Source organism: Phaeacidiphilus oryzae TH49 (assembly GCF_000744815.1).
Classification (GTDB): Bacteria; Actinomycetota; Actinomycetes; order Streptomycetales; family Streptomycetaceae; genus Phaeacidiphilus; species Phaeacidiphilus oryzae.
Genome location: NZ_JQMQ01000005.1, coordinates 4,678,895 through 4,694,494, shown reverse-complemented (window position 1 = coordinate 4,694,494; position 15,600 = coordinate 4,678,895). Strand labels below are relative to the sequence as shown.

At 74.5% G+C, this 15,600-nt stretch carries 17 protein-coding genes; 4 read left to right on the top strand and 13 right to left on the bottom strand.

Annotated features, from left to right (window positions below; all coding sequences use genetic code 11):
• Window positions 1–94: 94 nt before the first annotated feature.
• From BS73_RS24550 to clpS, 6 genes are all read right to left on the bottom strand, one after another.
• Complete coding sequence (locus tag BS73_RS24550; protein ID WP_037575993.1) at window positions 95–1,063, bottom strand: PLP-dependent cysteine synthase family protein; 969 nt, start codon at window positions 1,061–1,063, stop codon at window positions 95–97.
• A gap of 17 nt (window positions 1,064–1,080) precedes the next feature.
• Window positions 1,081–1,359 (bottom strand): MoaD/ThiS family protein, encoded by a 279-nt coding sequence (locus BS73_RS24545; protein ID WP_037575982.1) that lies wholly within the window; start codon window positions 1,357–1,359, stop codon window positions 1,081–1,083.
• 198 nt (window positions 1,360–1,557) lie between these two features.
• The gene (locus BS73_RS39905) at window positions 1,558–1,677 is read right to left on the bottom strand and encodes a putative leader peptide (RefSeq protein WP_322987292.1); all 120 of its coding nucleotides are present in this window, start codon (window positions 1,675–1,677) and stop codon (window positions 1,558–1,560) included.
• A gap of 128 nt (window positions 1,678–1,805) precedes the next feature.
• Window positions 1,806–2,240, bottom strand: coding sequence for a Mov34/MPN/PAD-1 family protein (locus BS73_RS24540; RefSeq protein ID WP_037575973.1), 435 nt, complete (start codon window positions 2,238–2,240; stop codon window positions 1,806–1,808).
• A 128-nt stretch (window positions 2,241–2,368) separates the two neighbouring features.
• Window positions 2,369–2,995 carry a DUF2017 domain-containing protein gene (locus BS73_RS24535; RefSeq protein WP_037575970.1) on the bottom strand — a complete coding sequence of 209 codons (627 nt, stop codon included), beginning with the start codon at window positions 2,993–2,995 and terminating at the stop codon, window positions 2,369–2,371.
• A 37-nt stretch (window positions 2,996–3,032) separates the two neighbouring features.
• Complete coding sequence (gene clpS / locus BS73_RS24530; protein WP_235215727.1) at window positions 3,033–3,284, bottom strand: ATP-dependent Clp protease adapter ClpS; 252 nt, start codon at window positions 3,282–3,284, stop codon at window positions 3,033–3,035.
• A gap of 314 nt (window positions 3,285–3,598) precedes the next feature.
• Between clpS and BS73_RS24525 the strand changes: the two genes are divergently transcribed.
• Together BS73_RS24525 and BS73_RS24520 are read left to right on the top strand one after the other, a co-directional pair.
• On the top strand, window positions 3,599–4,861 hold the full coding sequence (locus tag BS73_RS24525) for a nicotinate phosphoribosyltransferase (RefSeq protein WP_235215726.1): 1,263 nt from the start codon (window positions 3,599–3,601) through the stop codon (window positions 4,859–4,861).
• Between the two features lie 178 nt (window positions 4,862–5,039).
• Window positions 5,040–5,639 (top strand): nicotinamidase, encoded by a 600-nt coding sequence (locus BS73_RS24520; protein WP_037575967.1) that lies wholly within the window; start codon window positions 5,040–5,042, stop codon window positions 5,637–5,639.
• Window positions 5,640–5,871: 232 nt separating this feature from the next.
• Here the strand turns inward: BS73_RS24520 and BS73_RS24515 are convergent, their stop codons facing one another.
• From BS73_RS24515 to BS73_RS40465, 3 genes are all read right to left on the bottom strand, one after another.
• Window positions 5,872–6,159, bottom strand: a complete 288-nt coding sequence (locus BS73_RS24515; protein WP_037575965.1) for a hypothetical protein — start codon at window positions 6,157–6,159, stop codon at window positions 5,872–5,874.
• Window positions 6,160–6,245: 86 nt separating this feature from the next.
• On the bottom strand, window positions 6,246–6,896 hold the full coding sequence (locus BS73_RS24510) for an RDD family protein (RefSeq protein ID WP_084704329.1): 651 nt from the start codon (window positions 6,894–6,896) through the stop codon (window positions 6,246–6,248).
• Between the two features lie 118 nt (window positions 6,897–7,014).
• Complete coding sequence (locus BS73_RS40465) at window positions 7,015–8,655, bottom strand: RDD family protein (protein ID WP_037575962.1); 1,641 nt, start codon at window positions 8,653–8,655, stop codon at window positions 7,015–7,017.
• Between the two features lie 235 nt (window positions 8,656–8,890).
• On the opposite strand from BS73_RS40465, the gene BS73_RS24500 reads away from it, so the two are divergent.
• Together BS73_RS24500 and BS73_RS24495 are read left to right on the top strand one after the other, a co-directional pair.
• The gene (locus BS73_RS24500) at window positions 8,891–9,304 is read left to right on the top strand and encodes an SsgA family sporulation/cell division regulator (protein ID WP_084704864.1); all 414 of its coding nucleotides are present in this window, start codon (window positions 8,891–8,893) and stop codon (window positions 9,302–9,304) included.
• Between the two features lie 129 nt (window positions 9,305–9,433).
• Complete coding sequence (locus BS73_RS24495; RefSeq protein WP_063837061.1) at window positions 9,434–9,952, top strand: hypothetical protein; 519 nt, start codon at window positions 9,434–9,436, stop codon at window positions 9,950–9,952.
• Here BS73_RS24495 and BS73_RS24490 read toward each other — a convergent pair.
• From BS73_RS24490 to BS73_RS24475, 4 genes are all read right to left on the bottom strand, one after another.
• Window positions 9,922–11,466, bottom strand: coding sequence for a glycosyltransferase 87 family protein (locus tag BS73_RS24490; protein ID WP_063837060.1), 1,545 nt, complete (start codon window positions 11,464–11,466; stop codon window positions 9,922–9,924). The genes BS73_RS24495 and BS73_RS24490 overlap by 31 nt on opposite strands.
• A gap of 291 nt (window positions 11,467–11,757) precedes the next feature.
• Window positions 11,758–13,266: a glycoside hydrolase family 18 protein gene (locus BS73_RS24485; RefSeq protein ID WP_037575959.1), complete on the bottom strand. Its 1,509-nt coding sequence runs from the start codon at window positions 13,264–13,266 to the stop codon at window positions 11,758–11,760.
• A gap of 93 nt (window positions 13,267–13,359) precedes the next feature.
• Window positions 13,360–14,874 (bottom strand): sensor histidine kinase, encoded by a 1,515-nt coding sequence (locus tag BS73_RS24480; protein WP_037575956.1) that lies wholly within the window; start codon window positions 14,872–14,874, stop codon window positions 13,360–13,362.
• Entirely contained in the window at window positions 14,871–15,587 is a 717-nt protein-coding gene (locus BS73_RS24475; RefSeq protein WP_084704328.1) for a response regulator transcription factor, read from the bottom strand. Before BS73_RS24475 ends, BS73_RS24480 begins: the two co-directional genes overlap by 4 nt.
• Between the last annotated feature and the right edge of the window lie 13 nt (window positions 15,588–15,600).

Here is a 15,600-nt window from a genome sequence, read left to right as displayed (position 1 = left end):
CCGTGACAGTTCCACATCAGGAAACTGACAAAGTATCAGCGCCCACCGGAGTCCCACCAAGGGGCGCTCTTGCCCTGGCGCCCCCTGCGCAGCGCTAGGCCCACAGCTGGCCCTGCAGGGTCTCGATCGCGGCCTCGGTCGTCTCCGCGGTGTAGACGCCCGTCGACAGGTACTTCCACCCGCCGTCGGCCACGACGAAGACCACGTCGGCCCGCTCGCCCGCCGTCGCCGCCTTCCGCGCCACGCCGCAGGCGGCGTGCAGCGCCGCCCCCGTGGAGATCCCCGCGAAGATCCCCTCCAGCTGGAGGAGTTCACGGGTGCGGCGCACGGCGTCCGCCGACCCCACCGAGTACCGGGTGGTCAGCACCTCGGCGTCGTACAGCTCGGGGACGAACCCCTCGTCGAGGTTGCGCAGCCCGTAGACCAGGTCGTCGTAGCGCGGCTCGGCCGCGACGATCTTCACTCCGGGGACCTTCTCCCGCAGGTACCGGCCGACGCCCATCAGCGTCCCGGTGGTCCCCAGGCCGGCCACGAAGTGGGTGACGGTCGGCAGGTCGGCGAGGATCTCCGGCCCGGTGCCGGAGTAGTGCGCGCCGGCGTTGTCCGCGTTGCCGTACTGGTAGAGCATCACCCAGTCCGGGTGCTCCTCGGCCAGTTCCTTGGCGACCCGGACGGCGGTGTTGGAGCCGCCGGCCGCGGGCGAGGGGATGACCTCGGCGCCCCACATCCGGAGCAGCTCGCGCCGCTCCTCGGAGGTGTTCTCCGGCATCACGCACACCATCCGGTAGCCCTTGAGCTTGGCCGCCATGGCGAGGGAGATGCCGGTGTTGCCGCTGGTCGGTTCGAGGATGGTGTCGCCGGGGCTGATCCTGCCCTCCGCCTCGGCGCGTTCGATCATGTTGAGGGCGGGGCGGTCCTTGACCGAGCCGGTCGGGTTCCGGTCCTCCAGCTTGGCCCAGATCCGTACGTCTCCGGACTCGTTGCCGTCGATCTCGGCGGAGATCCGGGGCAGGCCGACCAGCGGGGTGTTGCCGACCGCCTGAAGGGGGCTCTCGTAGCGCATGGGTAGGTGCCCTGCGCTCAGCGGGATCCGCCGGCCACGGCCGGGAGGATGGTGACCACGTCGGCGTCCTTGACCGTGGTGTTGATGCCTTCCAGGAAGCGGACGTCCTCGTCGTTCAGGTAGACGTTCACGAACCGGCGCAGCTCGCCGCCGTCCACCAGGCGGTCGCGCAGTCCCGCATGGCGGGCCTCCAGGTCGTTGAAGAGCGAGTCCAGGGTGTCGCCGCTGCCCTCGACGGCCTTGGCGCCGTCGGTGTAGGTGCGGAGGATGGTCGGAATGCGGACCTCGATGGCCATGGTGCGCTCTCCTAAGACTGAGGCGTTGTCAGGAGGCTGCCGGGGCTGTCGGCAGCCGGTGGTCGCCCCGCTCCGGGGGCTTGGTTCGGGTCTCGCCGAGTCGGCGGTGGCGGCTTCGGCGAGCGGCGGTGCGCGGAGGGTGGGTGGCCCGCCCCCGAGATGCCGCCCGGGGTGCCGCCCGCGGCGGGGCGCGGCGGCTCAGCGCGCGGCGGTGGCGTCAGGGCGACAGATCGCGCTGGCGAGGCGGCACAGGTCGACGTGCAGCCGCGCCACGAGCCGGGTCCCCGGGGCGGAAATGCTCACATCGACAGAACGCATGGGCTCATCATATGGATTCCCGCCCCGCTTCCGGCATGCCCGTCCCGAGGGGTGGACGATCACATCTCGCGATGCGGGAGGAGGCGGCCGGAACCCGCGCCGTTGAGCGGCCGGGCCCGGCCCCGGGCTCAGCCCTGGTAGGCCTCGACGAGGTCCACGTCTTCCTCTGTGACCTCTCCGTCCACGATACGGAACGACCGGAAGCTGACCGGCCCCTCGTCGTTCCCGCACTCGGCGGTGGAGACCAGCACGTAGTGGGCGGCCGGCTCGGAGGCGTACGAGATGTCGGTGCGGGACGGGTACGCCTCGGTGGCGGTGTGCGAGTGGTAGACCACCACCGGCTCCTCGTCCCGGTCGTCCATCTCCCGGTAGAGCTTGAGCAGGTCGGCGGAGTCGAACTCGTAGAAGGTGGGCGACCGGGCCGCGTTCAGCATCGGGATGAACCGCTCGGGCCGGTCGCTCCCGGCGGGCCCGGCGATCACGCCGCAGGCCTCGTCGGGGTGGTCCCGGCGGGCGTGCTCCACGATGGCGTCGCGCAGGGCGGTGGTGATCCTCAGCGTCATGCGGTCAGAGTATGCCGCCGGGCAAGGCGGCCCTCCGGCGACCTCCAGCGGCTCTCCGGCGACCTCCGGCGGCTTGGGGCGGCCTCCGGCCACCGCGGCCCCGCCCGCCGGCCCGCCCGCCGGCGCGCTCAGCCCATCAGGACCTCGAGCAGCGTCTCCTGGAGCCCGCCCAGCCAGAGGTACGCCATGGCCAGCGGCTTGCGCGGGTCGTCGTCCGCGAGCTCGTAGATCTCGGTGCTCTCGTCGTCGTCGATCTCCAGCCGGCTGCCGAGGGTGAGCCGGAGGTCGTTGAGGGCGCCGAGCCAGTGCCCGCAGTCCTCGGCGCCGAGCCGGACGACGGCCCCGCCGCCGCCGGCCGCGCCTGCGGAGGCCGCGTCCAGGGTCCGGATCATCGCGAGTCCGTCCTCGCGCTTCCTGGCCCGCAGGTCGTTCTCGGTGTAGCGGCGGAACTCGGCGGAGGCGGCCGCGGCCTCGTCCGCCGACTCCGGCCCCTCGCCGAGCGCGTCCGGGCGGTAGGCGTCGGGGAAGAGCCGGGCCAGCGCGGGATCGGCGGGGGGCTTGGTGGGGCCGTCGGCGAAGAGCGCGGCCAGCGGGTCGGCGTCGGCCCCGGGGCCGTCCGGGCCCTCGGCGGCGCCCGGTCCTGGGCCGATCAGTTCGAGCAGTTGGGCGGTGAGGTTGCGGAGGATCGAGATCTCGACGGAGTCGAGGGCGATCGCCGCTCCTCCGTCGGGGGCGGGTTCGAAGAGTCCGGCCATGAGGTGAGTGAGGTCTCCGTACGAGGTACGAACGAGGTCAGCGGTCGTGCTGGAGGGTGGCCCAGAGCCCGTAGCCGTGCATGGCCTGGACGTCCCGCTCCATCTCCTCGCGGGAGCCGCTGGACACCACGGCGCGGCCCTTGTGGTGGACGTCCAGCATCAGCTTGCGCGCCTTGTCCTTGGAATAGCCGAAATAGGTCTGGAAGACGTACACGACGTAACTCATCAGGTTGACCGGGTCGTTGTGGACGATCGTCACCCAGGGAGTGTCCGGCGCGGGCACCGACATCGGCTCCGAGGTCTCCTCGGTGCGCTCGGTCTCCACCGGTGCAACGCTCACGGCTTCCAGCTCCAGTTCGAAGGGGACTCCCCGCTCCAGGGGCTCCTGCGCCCATGCTGCCATCCGGGCGAATACCAGGCGAACCCGGAGGTCTGGCGAGTCCCTGCGGAGAAATCGTCAGACTGACGACTACTGGCGGTAGCATCATCTGCATGGACACCGGCACCACCTCCGCCCCCTCGCCCTCCGCCGCCGCGGGCAACGGCCGGAACGGCCCGCACGCGCCCAGCACCGCGCTGCTGACGGACCGCTACGAGCTGACGATGCTGCAGGCCGCGCTGCGCAGCGGGGCGGCGCACCGCCGCTCGGTCTTCGAGGTCTTCACCCGCCGCCTCCCGGACGGCCGCCGCTACGGGGTCACGGCCGGCGTCGGCCGGGTGCTGGACGCCATCGAGGCGTTCCGCTTCGACACCCCGGTGCTGGACTTCCTCGCCGACCAGCGGGTGGTGGACGACGCGACCCTCTCCTGGCTCTCCGACTACCGCTTCACCGGATCGGTGTACGGCTATCCGGAGGGCGAGTGCTACTTCCCCGGCTCCCCGATCATGACGGTCGAGGGGACCTTCGCGGAGGCGGTGATCCTGGAGACCGTCGTCCTCTCCATCCTCAACCACGACTCGGCGATCGCCGCCGCGGCCTCCCGGATGGTGAACGCCGCCGCCGGCCGCCCGCTCCTGGAGATGGGCGCCCGGCGCACCCACGAGCTCGCCGCCGTCTCCGCGGCCCGGGCCGCCTATGTGGTGGGCTTCGCGGCCACCTCCGACCTGGACGCGGGCTTCCGGTACGGCATCCCCACCGTGGGCACCAGCGCCCACGCCTTCACCCTGCTGCACGACACCGAGCGGGACGCCTTCACCGCGCAGGTCGAGTCGATGGGCCGGGACACCACCCTGCTGGTGGACACCTACGACCTCGGCGAGGCGGTGCAGACCGCCGTCGAGGTGGCCGGCCCCGAGCTGGGCGCGGTCCGGATCGACTCCGGCGACCTGCTGCTCCTCGCCCACCGGGTGCGGAAGCAGCTGGACGAGGCCGGCGCGGGCAAGGCCCGGATCACCGTCACCAGCGACCTGGACGAGTACGCGATCGCCGCCCTCGGCGCGGCCCCGGTGGACGCTTACGGGGTCGGCACCTCGCTGGTCACCGGCAGCGGCTACCCCACCTGCTCGATGGTGTACAAGCTGGTGGCCAGGGCCTCCTCGAACGACCCGGACGCGCCGCTGGTGCCGGTGGCGAAGCGCTCGGCGGGCGCCAAGTCCAGCCGCGGCGGCCGCAAGTGGGGCGCCCGCCGGCCGGACGCGGAGGGGGTGGCCGAGGCCGAGGTGATCGGCACCGGGCCGGTCCCCGACGACCTGGCGGCGCACCAGTTGCAGGTGCCGCTGGTGAGCGAGGGCCGGATCGTCGGCCGGGAGCCGCTCTCGGCGGCCCGGGACCGGCACCGGGCCTCGCTGGACCGGCTGCCGATCTCGGCGGCGCAGCTCTCCCGCGGCGAGCCGGTGATCCCCACCGAGTACTACTCCGGAGGGTGACCGGCGCCGCCGCCTGCGGCCCGGACGCCCGGCGGCGGGGCGCAGGGGGCGCGCGGCCCGTCCGCCCTGCGTGTGCGGGGTGCGGCAGGTGGCGTACCACCTCTTCCCTGCGGGCACGCCGGGTCCGTAGGCTCCGGACCGTGACCCGCCTCTGATTTCGGATCAGCGAGGTACCACCATGCAACGGGCACTGATCGTCGTCGATGTGCAGAACGACTTCTGCGAAGGCGGCAGCCTCGCTGTCACCGGAGGCGCGGAGGTGGCCGCGGCCATCACCGACCTGGTGGCGGAGCGTGCGGCCGGATACGACCATGTGGTCGCCACCCGGGACTGCCACGTCGACCCGGGCGACCACTTCGCCCGGCCGCCGGACGCGCCGGACTACGTCCGCACCTGGCCGCCGCACTGCGTGGCCGGTACGGAGGGCGTCGGCTTCCACCCCAACTTCGCCCCCGCGGTGACCTCGGGCGCCGTCGAGGCGGTCTTCGACAAGGGCGCCCACGCGGCCGCGTACAGCGGTTTCGAGGGGGCCGACGAGAACGGCCGGGGGCTGGCCGAGTGGCTGCGAGAGCGCCGGATCACCGAGGTCGACGTGGTCGGGATCGCCACCGACCACTGCGTCCGGGCGACCGCGCTGGACGCCGTCCGGGAGGGGTTCACCACCCGGGTCCTGCTCGACCTCACGGCCGGCGTGGCCAAGGAGACCACCGAGCGGGCGCTGGACGAGCTCCAGGCGGCCGGGGTGACGCTGACGGGGACGCCGATCGTACTCGGCTGAGCCCTCCCGGACGGGGGCCGCGGGGGCCGTCCGCCCGCCGGTGTGATGCCGTGCGCCCCCCGTGCACCGGCAGGACGCCGGACGACGGGTCATTCCGCATACCAACGGGTAGATCCAGGACAGGAGTTGACGGGCCGTCCGGTTCTTCCCGCCGGGCCCGGTGCGCCGGCTCCGCTGCGACCCCGTCGGCCCCTCATGAAGGCGGAACCCTCATGGCGCGCCCCACATCTGCTCAGATCTGCATCGGGACCCTCGCCGTCGTCCTCGTCACGGTGGCGGCGCTGGCCTTCACCGGGACCGACAGCGTGCCGGCGATCAGCGTCCTGGTGGTGGGCGTGCTGCTGCTCGCCACCACGGCGACCGCGCTGGCGATCGGCAGGCCGCGCCGGGCTGCGGCGCCCCGCCCCCCGGGCGGCGCGTCGGAGGGCACCGCACCGGAGGCCGCGCCGGGGCGGCGGCGGAGGGCCGGCCGGACGAGCCGCGCCGGGGCCGGGTGCCCGGCCAGCGGGCCGGCAGCCACGGGGGCGCGCCGCTGGTCTCGGAGACCGCACGCCACTGAGCCGGCACCGAGCCGGCACGGAGCCGGGCAGGGCGTCAGGCGCGGACTCAGGCGGTGCTGACCACCACGGTCTTGGCCGCCTTGTCGTGGAGGCACTGCCGGAACGGCCGGTCCCAGGTGCACCACAGGACGTTGACCAGCCAGAACAGCTCGCCGATGCAGCTGATGATGCTGGGCAGCGCGTAGACCGCGGCGCGCACCCAGGCGGCGCCCGGCGCCGGGACGCGGCCGTCGGCGAGCATCGCCACCCGGATCCGCATCAGCCGCTTGCCGACCGTCTGGCCGCGCCAGTACATCATCATCAGCGCGTCGTACACCCAGTACAGCACCGAGGTGAGGATGCCGACCCAGACCGAGCCGGCCCCGCCGGAGTCGAACGAGTGCTGCCAGCCGCCGGCCACCACGATGATCCCGGAGACGATCGCCATCAGCACGCCGTCCACGAACCGTGCGACGACGCGCCGGAAGAGCCCGCCCAGCGGCGGCATCCCCGCGATCGGCGGTTCGCCGCCGGACCCGGGCCCCGGGCCGTAGCCCCGTCCGGGGCCCGGCTGGTCGGGCGGCGGCATCTCGCCGAAGGAGGGCTGGGACGGCGGGGGCGGGGGCGGCGGGGCCGAGGGCGGCGGTGGGGCCGCGGGCGGCGGCTGCTCTCCGTACCCGCGATCGCCGTCACGGTCTCCGGGCTCGGTAGTGCTCATGGCTCCGAGTACACCATCCGGGCGGGGTCGATCACGGACCGCGACCGCGCCGACCCGGCGCCCCCGCCATTCGGCCGAGAGGACGGAGAGGACCGGAGAGACGGAGAGGACCGGGAGGTCAGCCTCCGTCCCGGCGGGCCGAGCCGGCCACATAGGTCCGCGCCACCCGGTCCGGCCAGCTCCGGCGCAGCGGCCGGTCGCACACGGAGCCGATCAGGGCGAACGGGGCGAGGAGCACCAGCAGCAGCGGCTGGTGCGACAGCCAGCGCAGCACCCCGCGGCGGAAGCCCGGCCGGCGGCCGGAGGCCGCGTCGACCACCCGCAGCCCGCAGAGCGCCTTGCCGAGGGTGCGACCGAACATCACCGTCGGCAGTGCCTCGTAGAGCAGCCCGGCGCCGAACAGCGCCAGCAGCAGCATGCCGGCGGCCCGCAGCACGGTGCCGTCCACCAGCCAGACCCGGGTGATGCCGCCGCCGTAGGAGGTGTGGGCGGCGGCGATCTTCAGCTGGATGTGCCGTGCGACCGAGTCGTACAGCGGGAGGGCGATGTAGACGGCGAGCGCCGTCCACACCACGGCTGTGTCGACCAGGCGTGCGAACATCCGCCGCCCGTACGGGGCCGGCGCGGGGCGCCGCTTGCGGGCCGCCGCGTTCCGCGACCGGGGGGCGGGGGTGGGGGTGGCGGCGACCGCAGGACGGGGAGTGGCGGCGGGAGCGGGGGCAGGTGCTGGTGCGGGTGGCGGTGCAGGTGCGGCCGCAGGGGCGGGAACGGAGTCGGCCGCGGGCGTGGCCTCCGGCGCCGGCGCCGGCGAAGTCGGAGCCGGAGCGGCGGAAGGTCCGGGCGCCGCCTCCAGCGCCCGGGCTCGGGCCCGGGCCTCCGCCTGCTCCTCCTCCGCCCCCCAGGAGACCCGCTGGGCGTAGGGCGTGGGCCGGAGCCGCTTGGACCGGGAGCCGGGTCCGGCGCCGGGCGGCGGAGCGGTCGCGGCGCCCGGCCAGGAGCCGGTGCCGCTGGACACCCGCGCCGCCCCGGCGACCGGGATCTCCCCCGAGGAGGTCTCGGCGCCGTGGAAGGCCGAACCGCCCGCCGGAGTACCCGGACCGTCGTCGTACGGCTCGGCGCTCGGCCGGTGCTCGCGCGCGGCTCGCGGCTGCGGCCCCGACGACCACTCGCGGCTGTGCTGCTCCGGCGCCGGCCGCGACCACTCCTCGGCGACGGAGGCGGCACCCGAGTCCGCGCCGCCGCCCCGCCTCGGCGCGGGCGGCGCCGAGGGCAGCGCCTGCGGCCCCGAGGCCGGGGAGGGCGCCGGCGGCAGCTCGCGCTGCGCGGGCGACGGCGGGGCCACCCGCCAACTCCCGGTCAGCGGCGGGGCCTCCGCGCCACCGCCATCGACCTGCGACCCCGGCCCTTCCCACTCCGGCCCTTCCCACTCCGGTGCCTCCGGCTCCGGCTCCGGCTCGGCGGGAGACAGGGTGAGGCCGACGCCCCCGGGCAGCGTCCCGTCCAGGTAGAGGACCCCGGACTGCTCCGAACTCACGGGCGCGCCGAAGCCCTCGGGGGCGGCGTTCGGATGGCGCAGCGAGACGCCGCGCCGAAGCGCCGCGGCCGGCGGGTCGAGCCGCTGGCCGGGGCCCGGGGCGGGCCGGCTGGTGCCGGGCACCCACCCGCCGTCCCAGTACCGGACGTATCCGGGCACGGACGGGTCCGGATAGTAGCCCGGAGCGGCGCCGAGGACGGGGTCGAACGGGGGGTCGGCCGTCATGGGGGAGGAAACCACCTGGGAGAACCGAGAACTGAGTACCGGCCGACCGCACTCCGGGTCGCCGGGCAGACACCCAGCGTAGTACGTCCGACCGGAGAAATTTCTCGAAACCGGTGTAAGAGCCTCCACCGGGCCCGCTCTCTCCTTGCGACGGAGGCGTGGCGGTGGCCCCGGGGGACCGCAGGGGCCCGGGGCCGGTACAGAGAGGAGCCCGGCGATGCCCAAGCACCCGCCGATGAAGAACGTGGTGGAGCAGGAGCTCGAGGTGCAGCTGGTGCTGTCGCCGGAGGACAGCGTGCCGGTGCCGGCGCTGCTCTCCTACCGCACGGACGATCCGTACGCGGTGCACTTCACCTTCCACCTCGGCTCGGACTCCCCGGTGCACTGGGTCTTCTCCCGGGAGCTGCTGATCGAGGGGGTCTTCCGGGCCTGCGGCCACGGGGACGTGCGGGTCTGGCCGACCCGCTCCGGCCGGCGCGGGCTGATCTGCCTGGCGCTGAGCTCCCCGGCCGGCGACGCGCTGCTGGAGGCTCCGGCCGAACCGGTCGCGGAGTGGCTGGAGAAGGCCCTTCGCCTGATCCCGTCGGGCCGGGAGCACCAGTCGCTGGACCTGGATCGCGAGCTGGCCGAGCTCCTCACCGAGTACTGATCGCTCGTCGGGGTGAGTTCTCCGCACGTGAATTGACGCACAGTCAACCTCCGCCGCTGCCAGGCCGCCTGGACTTCACCCCCCGGATCGGTCAGGATCGCGACGTAGCACCGAATGTGGAGGTACGCCATGACCTGCTTCTTCGATCCGTCACACGGCCCGGGCTCGACGACGGTGACGTGGGTTCCGCAGTGGGGCGTGCCCCGTCCGATCCAGACCTGCGTGGCCTGCGGCCAGCGGGTGCAGAGCGCCCAGCCGCCGTACTACCTGCCGCAGGGCGCCGCCCCCAACGGCTACCCGCAGGCCGGCCCGGGCGTCCAGCAGGGCTACGGCGGCCAGCAGGGCTACGGCGGCGGCTACCCGCAGGGCTACGGCTACCCGGGCGGCGACTACCCGCACCAGCGCCACGGCCACAGCACCGGAGCGGTGGTCGGCGCGGGGGTGGCCGGGCTGGTCGGCGGCGCGCTGCTGAACGAGATGCTGGACGACGACGACCGCCGCCCCGAGATCGTCGAGAACAACACCTACGTCGAGAACACCGAGGGCGTGAACCCGGACGCCGGGGGCTTCTTCGACGGCTACGAGGACCAGGACCAGGGCGGCTACGACGACCAGGGTTACGACGACGGCGGGGACTTCTCCATCTGATCCGCCTGAGCCGCTTGCTCCGCCTGCTCCGCCTGATCCGCTCGCCCCGTCCGATCCGGCCCGGCCGGCCCGGCGGCGGCCGCGTTCGCCCGCGGATGCGGCAGCAGCGGCCGGCCCGGCCACGGTCCGCGCACCCGGCGCAGCTCGCGCCGCAGCAGCTCCCCGGCGAGCAGCAGGAAGGCCAGGCCGACCAGCGGGTAGACGGCCGTGAACGGCTGCTCCCAGAGCTTCTGGTGGAGGTCCAGGTCGCCCTTTCGCGGCACTATCCACAGGCAGAAGCTGACGCAGGCGGCGATGGCCAGCCCGGTCGCCACCCGCCACCGGAGGTGCCGGACGGCCTCCGGCGCCCGGGCCTCCCGGGCCGCCTCGGACATCAGCAGCACGATCATCGGCAGCACCCACACCCAGTGGTGCGACCAGCTGATCGGCGAGATCAGCAGCGCGGTGACGGCGCAGGCGATGGCCCCCCACGCCTCCCCGCGCGCGCTGCGCAGCCGCGCCCCGTACCGCGACCAGCCGACCGCGACGCCGAGGCCGAGCACCCCGCAGCAGGCGGCGGCGACCAGCCCCGCCGTGCCGGGCTCGGTGGTGTGGAGGAAGCGGCAGACGACACCGCGGATCGACTGGTTGTCGACGATCCAGACCTTGCCGACCCGGCTGGTGTCGAAGATGTCCTTGGTCCAGAAGGAGAGCGAGGCCCTCGGCAGCAGCAGCCAGCCGACCAGCATGGTGCCGACCCCGGTGGCGGCGGCCGTGCAGGCCGCCCGGACCCGGCCGGTGAGCAGCAGCCAGACGGCGAACAGCCCCGGGGTGAGCTTGAGCCCGGCGGCGATGCCGATGCCGATGCCCTTGCCGCGGTGGCCGTCCGGGCGGGTGAGGTCCCACAGCACCAGGCAGCCGATGATCAGATTGACCTGGCCGTAGCGGAAGGTGGTCCAGATCGGCTCCAGCCAGACGCCGAGGCCGGCGGCGAGCAGCACGGCGACGGGCCGCAGCTCGCGCCGGGGCCAGTCGGCGAGCCGGGTGGAGAGGAACGAGAAGCCGCCCAGCAGCAGCACGTTCGCGCCGGTCACCAGGACCCTCAACAGCGGGATCGGCAGCCAGGCGGTCGGCGTGAAGAGGAGGGCGGCGAACGGCGGGTAGGTGGCGGGCAGGTTCCACTGGGTGACCCGCATGTCGTAGAGGTCCTGGCCGTTCTTCACGGCGCTGCCCTCGGCGCGGTACACCACCATGTCGACCATGGACACCTTGACCAGGTGCCGGACGAGGAAATAGGCGAGGAGCGAGAGCACGGCGATGCCGGCCGCCCGCAGGGTGGCCCGCCGGGGCGCGTCCCGGAGGGCGTTCCTGATCTCGGCCACGGGTGCCAGCAGCGGTGCCAGCAGCCGGGCGGCCGGGCTCGGCCCGCCGTCCGGCCGGCCGCGGTCCGGCCGCGGCTGCGGCTGCCCGTCCCCCCCGCCGGAGCCCTCCCCCTGGGTCTCGTCTCCGGCCTCGCCCCACTTCAGGACCGTCACGCAAACTCTCCTCTTCGCCGACCCTGCGTGACCCTAACCGATGTCGTTCCGCATCCGCGTCCATCATTCCAGCGGGCGGATGGCGGCGCACCGGCCGGGAGGCGTCGGGAAGCGGAACGCCGGGCGGCGGGAGCGGTCCTCCGGCACCCGGCGAGGACGCGGAGGGCCGCGGAGGGACGCGCAGAGGCCACGGCCCCCGCCGCGGGCAGGGCGGCGGGGGCCGGGTCGCGGCGGCGGCCCCGCCGTGGGGACCCACGGGCTACGGGGGACCGGCCGCGTCCGGGAGCGGGCTCAGCCGTTGAGTGCCTTGCTGAAGTCCCACTGGCTCTGGGTGACCGAGCTGCAGGTGGCGTCGGCGTAGGACTGGGCGCCGCCGGCGCACTGCTTGTCGCGGGTGGCAGACCACATGGAGAGCCAGGCCAGGCCCTTGCTCTTGGCGAAGCTCGCCAGCTGGGCGGCGTCCGAGACGGTGAAGACCTCGTCGCTGGTGTCGTTGACGCCGATCATCGGGGTGACCGCGACGTGCTTCCAGGCGGTCGCGTCGTCGTAGCCGAAGACGCTCTTCACCTGGGCCTGGGTGGCGGTGGCCGAGTCGATCGCGTACTGGCCCATCTTGCCGGAGGGGCTGGGCGCCGCGCTGTCCCCGTAGTCCATGGCCATGACGTTGACCGCGGAGACGGCCACCCCCTGCTTCTTGGCGTCGGTGAGGAGGTCCACCCCGGCCTGGGTGAGGCCGGTGGGCAGCACCGGCAGGGTGTAGGAGACCTCCAGCCCCGGGTTCGCCTTCTGCAGGCCGGCTATCGCCTGGTCGCGCTTGGTGATGTCGGCGGTGTTGGAGAGGGCGGCGCCCTCGATGTCGAAGTCGACCTTGGTCAGCTTGTAGGCGTCGATCACCTTCTGGTACGCGGCCTGCAGGGTGCCGGCGGAGGAGCAGGAGTCGCCCAGCTCGGTGCCGTTGGCCCCGCCGAAGGAGACCCGCACGTCGCCGCCGGCCGAGCGGAGGGCGCCGATCTGGCTCGCCACGCTGTCACTGCCGAGGGCGGTGACACCGCCCCACTCGGGGGTGCAGCCGCCGCCCGCGGTGACGAAGGCGAGGTTGAAGTCCTTCACACCGGCGGCCTTCTGAGCGTCCGTCAGGCTGAACGGCGGGTAGAGCGAGGTGTCCACGTAGGGCGAGAAACCGGCGTCCGTCCCGCTGCCGCTGCCGGCGGAGGCCGGGCCGCTCGCGGACGCGCCGGCGGTGGCACCGCCACTCGTACCGGCGCTGGGGCTCGCACTCGCCGGGGCACTGGGAGCGGCGCTCGCACTGACGCTGGGGGCGGTGCTGGGACTCCCGCCGCTCCCGCCGCTCCCGCCGCCGGCGGTGCAGCTGGTGCCGTTGACCGTGCAGGCGCTCGGCGCGGTCGGGTCGGCGCCGTCGGCGACGAAGCCGACCTCGACCGAGGATCCGGCGGGGACGCTGCTGTTCCAGCTCGCCGGCTTGACCGTGACGGTCTGGCCGCTGACGGTGTAGCTGCCGTTCCAGAGCGAGCTGATCCGGTCCCCGGAGGGCAGGGTGAAGGTCAGCGTCCAGCCGTCGAGGGTGCTCGACGAGGTGTTGGCGATCGTGTACTGCGCGCTGTAGCCGGCATCCCAGCTGCTGGTGGTCTGATAGCTCGCACCCACCGTGGCGGCGCTGGCATTGCTCGCGACGGCGATCACGGTCCCGCCGACGACCGCGGCGGAGGCGACGGTCGCGCCGATCACCGCCTTGCGGCGGGAGCGGCGGCGGTGACCGGGGGTGCGCTGGTGGGGGGTCATTGCGGGGGGTACCTCCACGGTGCTCGACTGGGGGCCGGAGTGGGGGACCCGAGGCGGGGTGGGGCCCGCGTCTCGGTCCGGCCGCGAGAGACGCTACCGCCGCCGGGAGCCCCCGGCCCCCCTGCTCAGGGAGGCGTAGCCTCCCTTTAGGCCACGTTTAAGGGAGCCCCCCGCCCGGGCGGCCCGGCGTGCCCGCCGGGGCACCCCGACGGTGCGCGCGGTCTGCAGGCGCATCCGGACCTCCGCCCCGCCGAGGACGCTGCGGCCGACCCCGACCTCGCCGCCCGTGCTCTCGGCGACCCGCCGCACGATGTCCAGGCCGAGCCCGGTCGACCCGGCCCCGCCGTCCCCGTGGCCGCGCCGCAGCGCCGCCTCCGGGTCCGGTATCCCCGGCCCGGCGTCCGAGACCAGCACGATCACCCCGTCGTCGGTCGGATGGACGTCCACCGCGTACGCCGTCCCGACCGGGGTGTGCCGGAAGACGTTGCCCAGCAGCGCGTCCAGCGCCGCGGTCAGCTCGGACGCCGGCACCGGCACCGCGCACGGCCGGTCGGCCCCGGCCAGACGCCACTGCCGGCCCTCGTCCTCGGCCAGCGCCGACCAGAACCCGGCCCGCTCGCGGATCACCTCCGCCGCGTCGCACCGCCCGGCCGGCACCGGGGCCGCTCCGGCCGGCCCGGCCGCTCCGGCGGGCCCGCCGCCCTCGCCGCCGCCGGCCGTTCCGTTCAGGCCGGCCAGGCTGCGGCTGCGCTCCCGCGCGGTGCGGATGATCCGGTCCACCTCGCCCTCCAGCTGCTCGACCGCGTGCCGGGTCTGCTCCGCGGCGACCCCGCCGCCCAGCGAGGCGGCGTTCAGCCGCAGCACGGTCAGCGGGGTGCGCAGCCGATGTGACAGGTCCGCCGCCAACTCCCGCTCCGCGGCCAGCAGTTCCACGACGCGTCCGGCCATGCTGTTGAACGCTCCGGCGGCGTCCCGCAGTTCGGGCGGGGTGCCGGGTTCCTCCTCCGGTACCCGCACCGCCAGGTCGCCCTCGCCGAGGGCGCGCGCCGCGTCGGACAGCCGGCGGGCCGAGCCGACGATCCGGGTGCCCAGGCGGTCGGCGACCGCGACCGAGATCAGCACCAGCGCCAGCGCGACCCCGGTGAGCACCACCCAGGCGGTCACCACGCCCTGCGTCTGGGCCGCGTTCGGGATGAACACCTCGATCACCGCGACCCCGCCGCCGCCGACCGCGATCGGCTGGAGGTAGGCGAGCCCGCCGCGCACCGGCACCCGTACCGAGTCCCCGGTCCGCTCGGCGGCCGCGATCTGGTCGGCGCCGGCCCGCGGGTGGCCGATGTCGGCGGCCCGGCCGGAACTCCCCGCCGAGGCCGGGATGTGCACGGCCAGCCCGTCTGAGCCGTCCTCGGTGCTGGCGACGGCCCGCTGGAGGGAGGCCGGGTCGGTGGTGATGGCGAGTGCCGGGCCGATCGCGGCGGCCTGCCGCTCGGCCTCGGTGTACGCGCGGTCGCGGGCGGTCTCCCGGACCATCAGGCCGAGCGGGACGAGGAAGGCCAGGGCCACCATCGTGGTCACCGCCACGGAGACCCGGACCAGGGCCCATCTCACGCGCCGGCCCCCGGTGCCGGCGCCGCCGGGTCGTCCAGCCGCACCCCGACCCCCCGCACGGTGTGGAGGTAGCGCGGGCGGGAGGCCGTCTCGCCGAGCTTCCGGCGCAGCCAGGAGAGGTGGACGTCGATGGTCTGGTCCCCGCCGTACGGCTGGCGCCAGACCTCGGCGAGGAGCTCGCGGCGGGGCACCACCACTCCGGGGCGGGCGGCGAGGAAGGCCAGCAGGTCGAACTCGCGCCTGGTCAGGTCGAGCTGCTCGCCGTCCAGGGCGGCCTCCCGGCGCTGGACGTCGATGCGCAGGCCGCCGACGGCGAGGACGGTGCCGTTCGGCTGGCCGCCGGCCGCGGCGGCGCCGGCGCGGCGCAGCACGGCGCCCATCCGGGCGCTGAGGTGGTCCCCGGAGAACGGCTTGACCAGGTAGTCGTCGGCGCCGTCGTTGAGCAGCTTGACGATCTCGGCCTCGTCGTCCCGGGCGGTGGATATGATCACCGGGACATCGGTGACCCCGCGGATCATCTTCAGCGCCTCGGCCCCGTCCAGGTCCGGCAGGCCGAGGTCGAGGATCACCACGTCGCAGCCGATCCGGGAGACCTCGCGCAGCGCCTCCAGCGCGGTCCCGACGCTGCGTACGGCGTGGCCGGTGTCGGTCAGATGCCGGATCAGGGCGGAACGGACGAACGGATCGTCCTCGACCACTAGCACGGTTGCCATGGGGCGTCACGGT

What these genes read in the sequence shown, in the direction of transcription:
- BS73_RS24495 (WP_063837061.1), top strand. Translation starts at nt 9,434, where the DNA reads ATGACCTGCTTCTTCGATCCGTCACACGGCCCGGGCTCGACGACGGTG.
- BS73_RS24475 (WP_084704328.1), bottom strand. Translation starts at nt 15,587, where the DNA reads ATGGCAACCGTGCTAGTGGTCGAGGACGATCCGTTCGTCCGTTCCGCC.
- BS73_RS40465 (WP_037575962.1), bottom strand. Translation starts at nt 8,655, where the DNA reads ATGACGGCCGACCCCCCGTTCGACCCCGTCCTCGGCGCCGCTCCGGGC.
- BS73_RS24550 (WP_037575993.1), bottom strand. Translation starts at nt 1,063, where the DNA reads ATGCGCTACGAGAGCCCCCTTCAGGCGGTCGGCAACACCCCGCTGGTC.
- BS73_RS24520 (WP_037575967.1), top strand. Translation starts at nt 5,040, where the DNA reads ATGCAACGGGCACTGATCGTCGTCGATGTGCAGAACGACTTCTGCGAA.
- BS73_RS39905 (WP_322987292.1), bottom strand. Translation starts at nt 1,677, where the DNA reads ATGCGTTCTGTCGATGTGAGCATTTCCGCCCCGGGGACCCGGCTCGTG.
- BS73_RS24535 (WP_037575970.1), bottom strand. Translation starts at nt 2,995, where the DNA reads ATGGCCGGACTCTTCGAACCCGCCCCCGACGGAGGAGCGGCGATCGCC.
- BS73_RS24485 (WP_037575959.1), bottom strand. Translation starts at nt 13,266, where the DNA reads ATGACCCCCCACCAGCGCACCCCCGGTCACCGCCGCCGCTCCCGCCGC.
- BS73_RS24525 (WP_235215726.1), top strand. Translation starts at nt 3,599, where the DNA reads ATGCTGCAGGCCGCGCTGCGCAGCGGGGCGGCGCACCGCCGCTCGGTC.
- BS73_RS24540 (WP_037575973.1), bottom strand. Translation starts at nt 2,240, where the DNA reads ATGACGCTGAGGATCACCACCGCCCTGCGCGACGCCATCGTGGAGCAC.
- BS73_RS24510 (WP_084704329.1), bottom strand. Translation starts at nt 6,896, where the DNA reads ATGAGCACTACCGAGCCCGGAGACCGTGACGGCGATCGCGGGTACGGA.
- BS73_RS24500 (WP_084704864.1), top strand. Translation starts at nt 8,891, where the DNA reads ATGAAGAACGTGGTGGAGCAGGAGCTCGAGGTGCAGCTGGTGCTGTCG.
- clpS (WP_235215727.1), bottom strand. Translation starts at nt 3,284, where the DNA reads ATGTCGGTGCCCGCGCCGGACACTCCCTGGGTGACGATCGTCCACAAC.
- BS73_RS24545 (WP_037575982.1), bottom strand. Translation starts at nt 1,359, where the DNA reads ATGGCCATCGAGGTCCGCATTCCGACCATCCTCCGCACCTACACCGAC.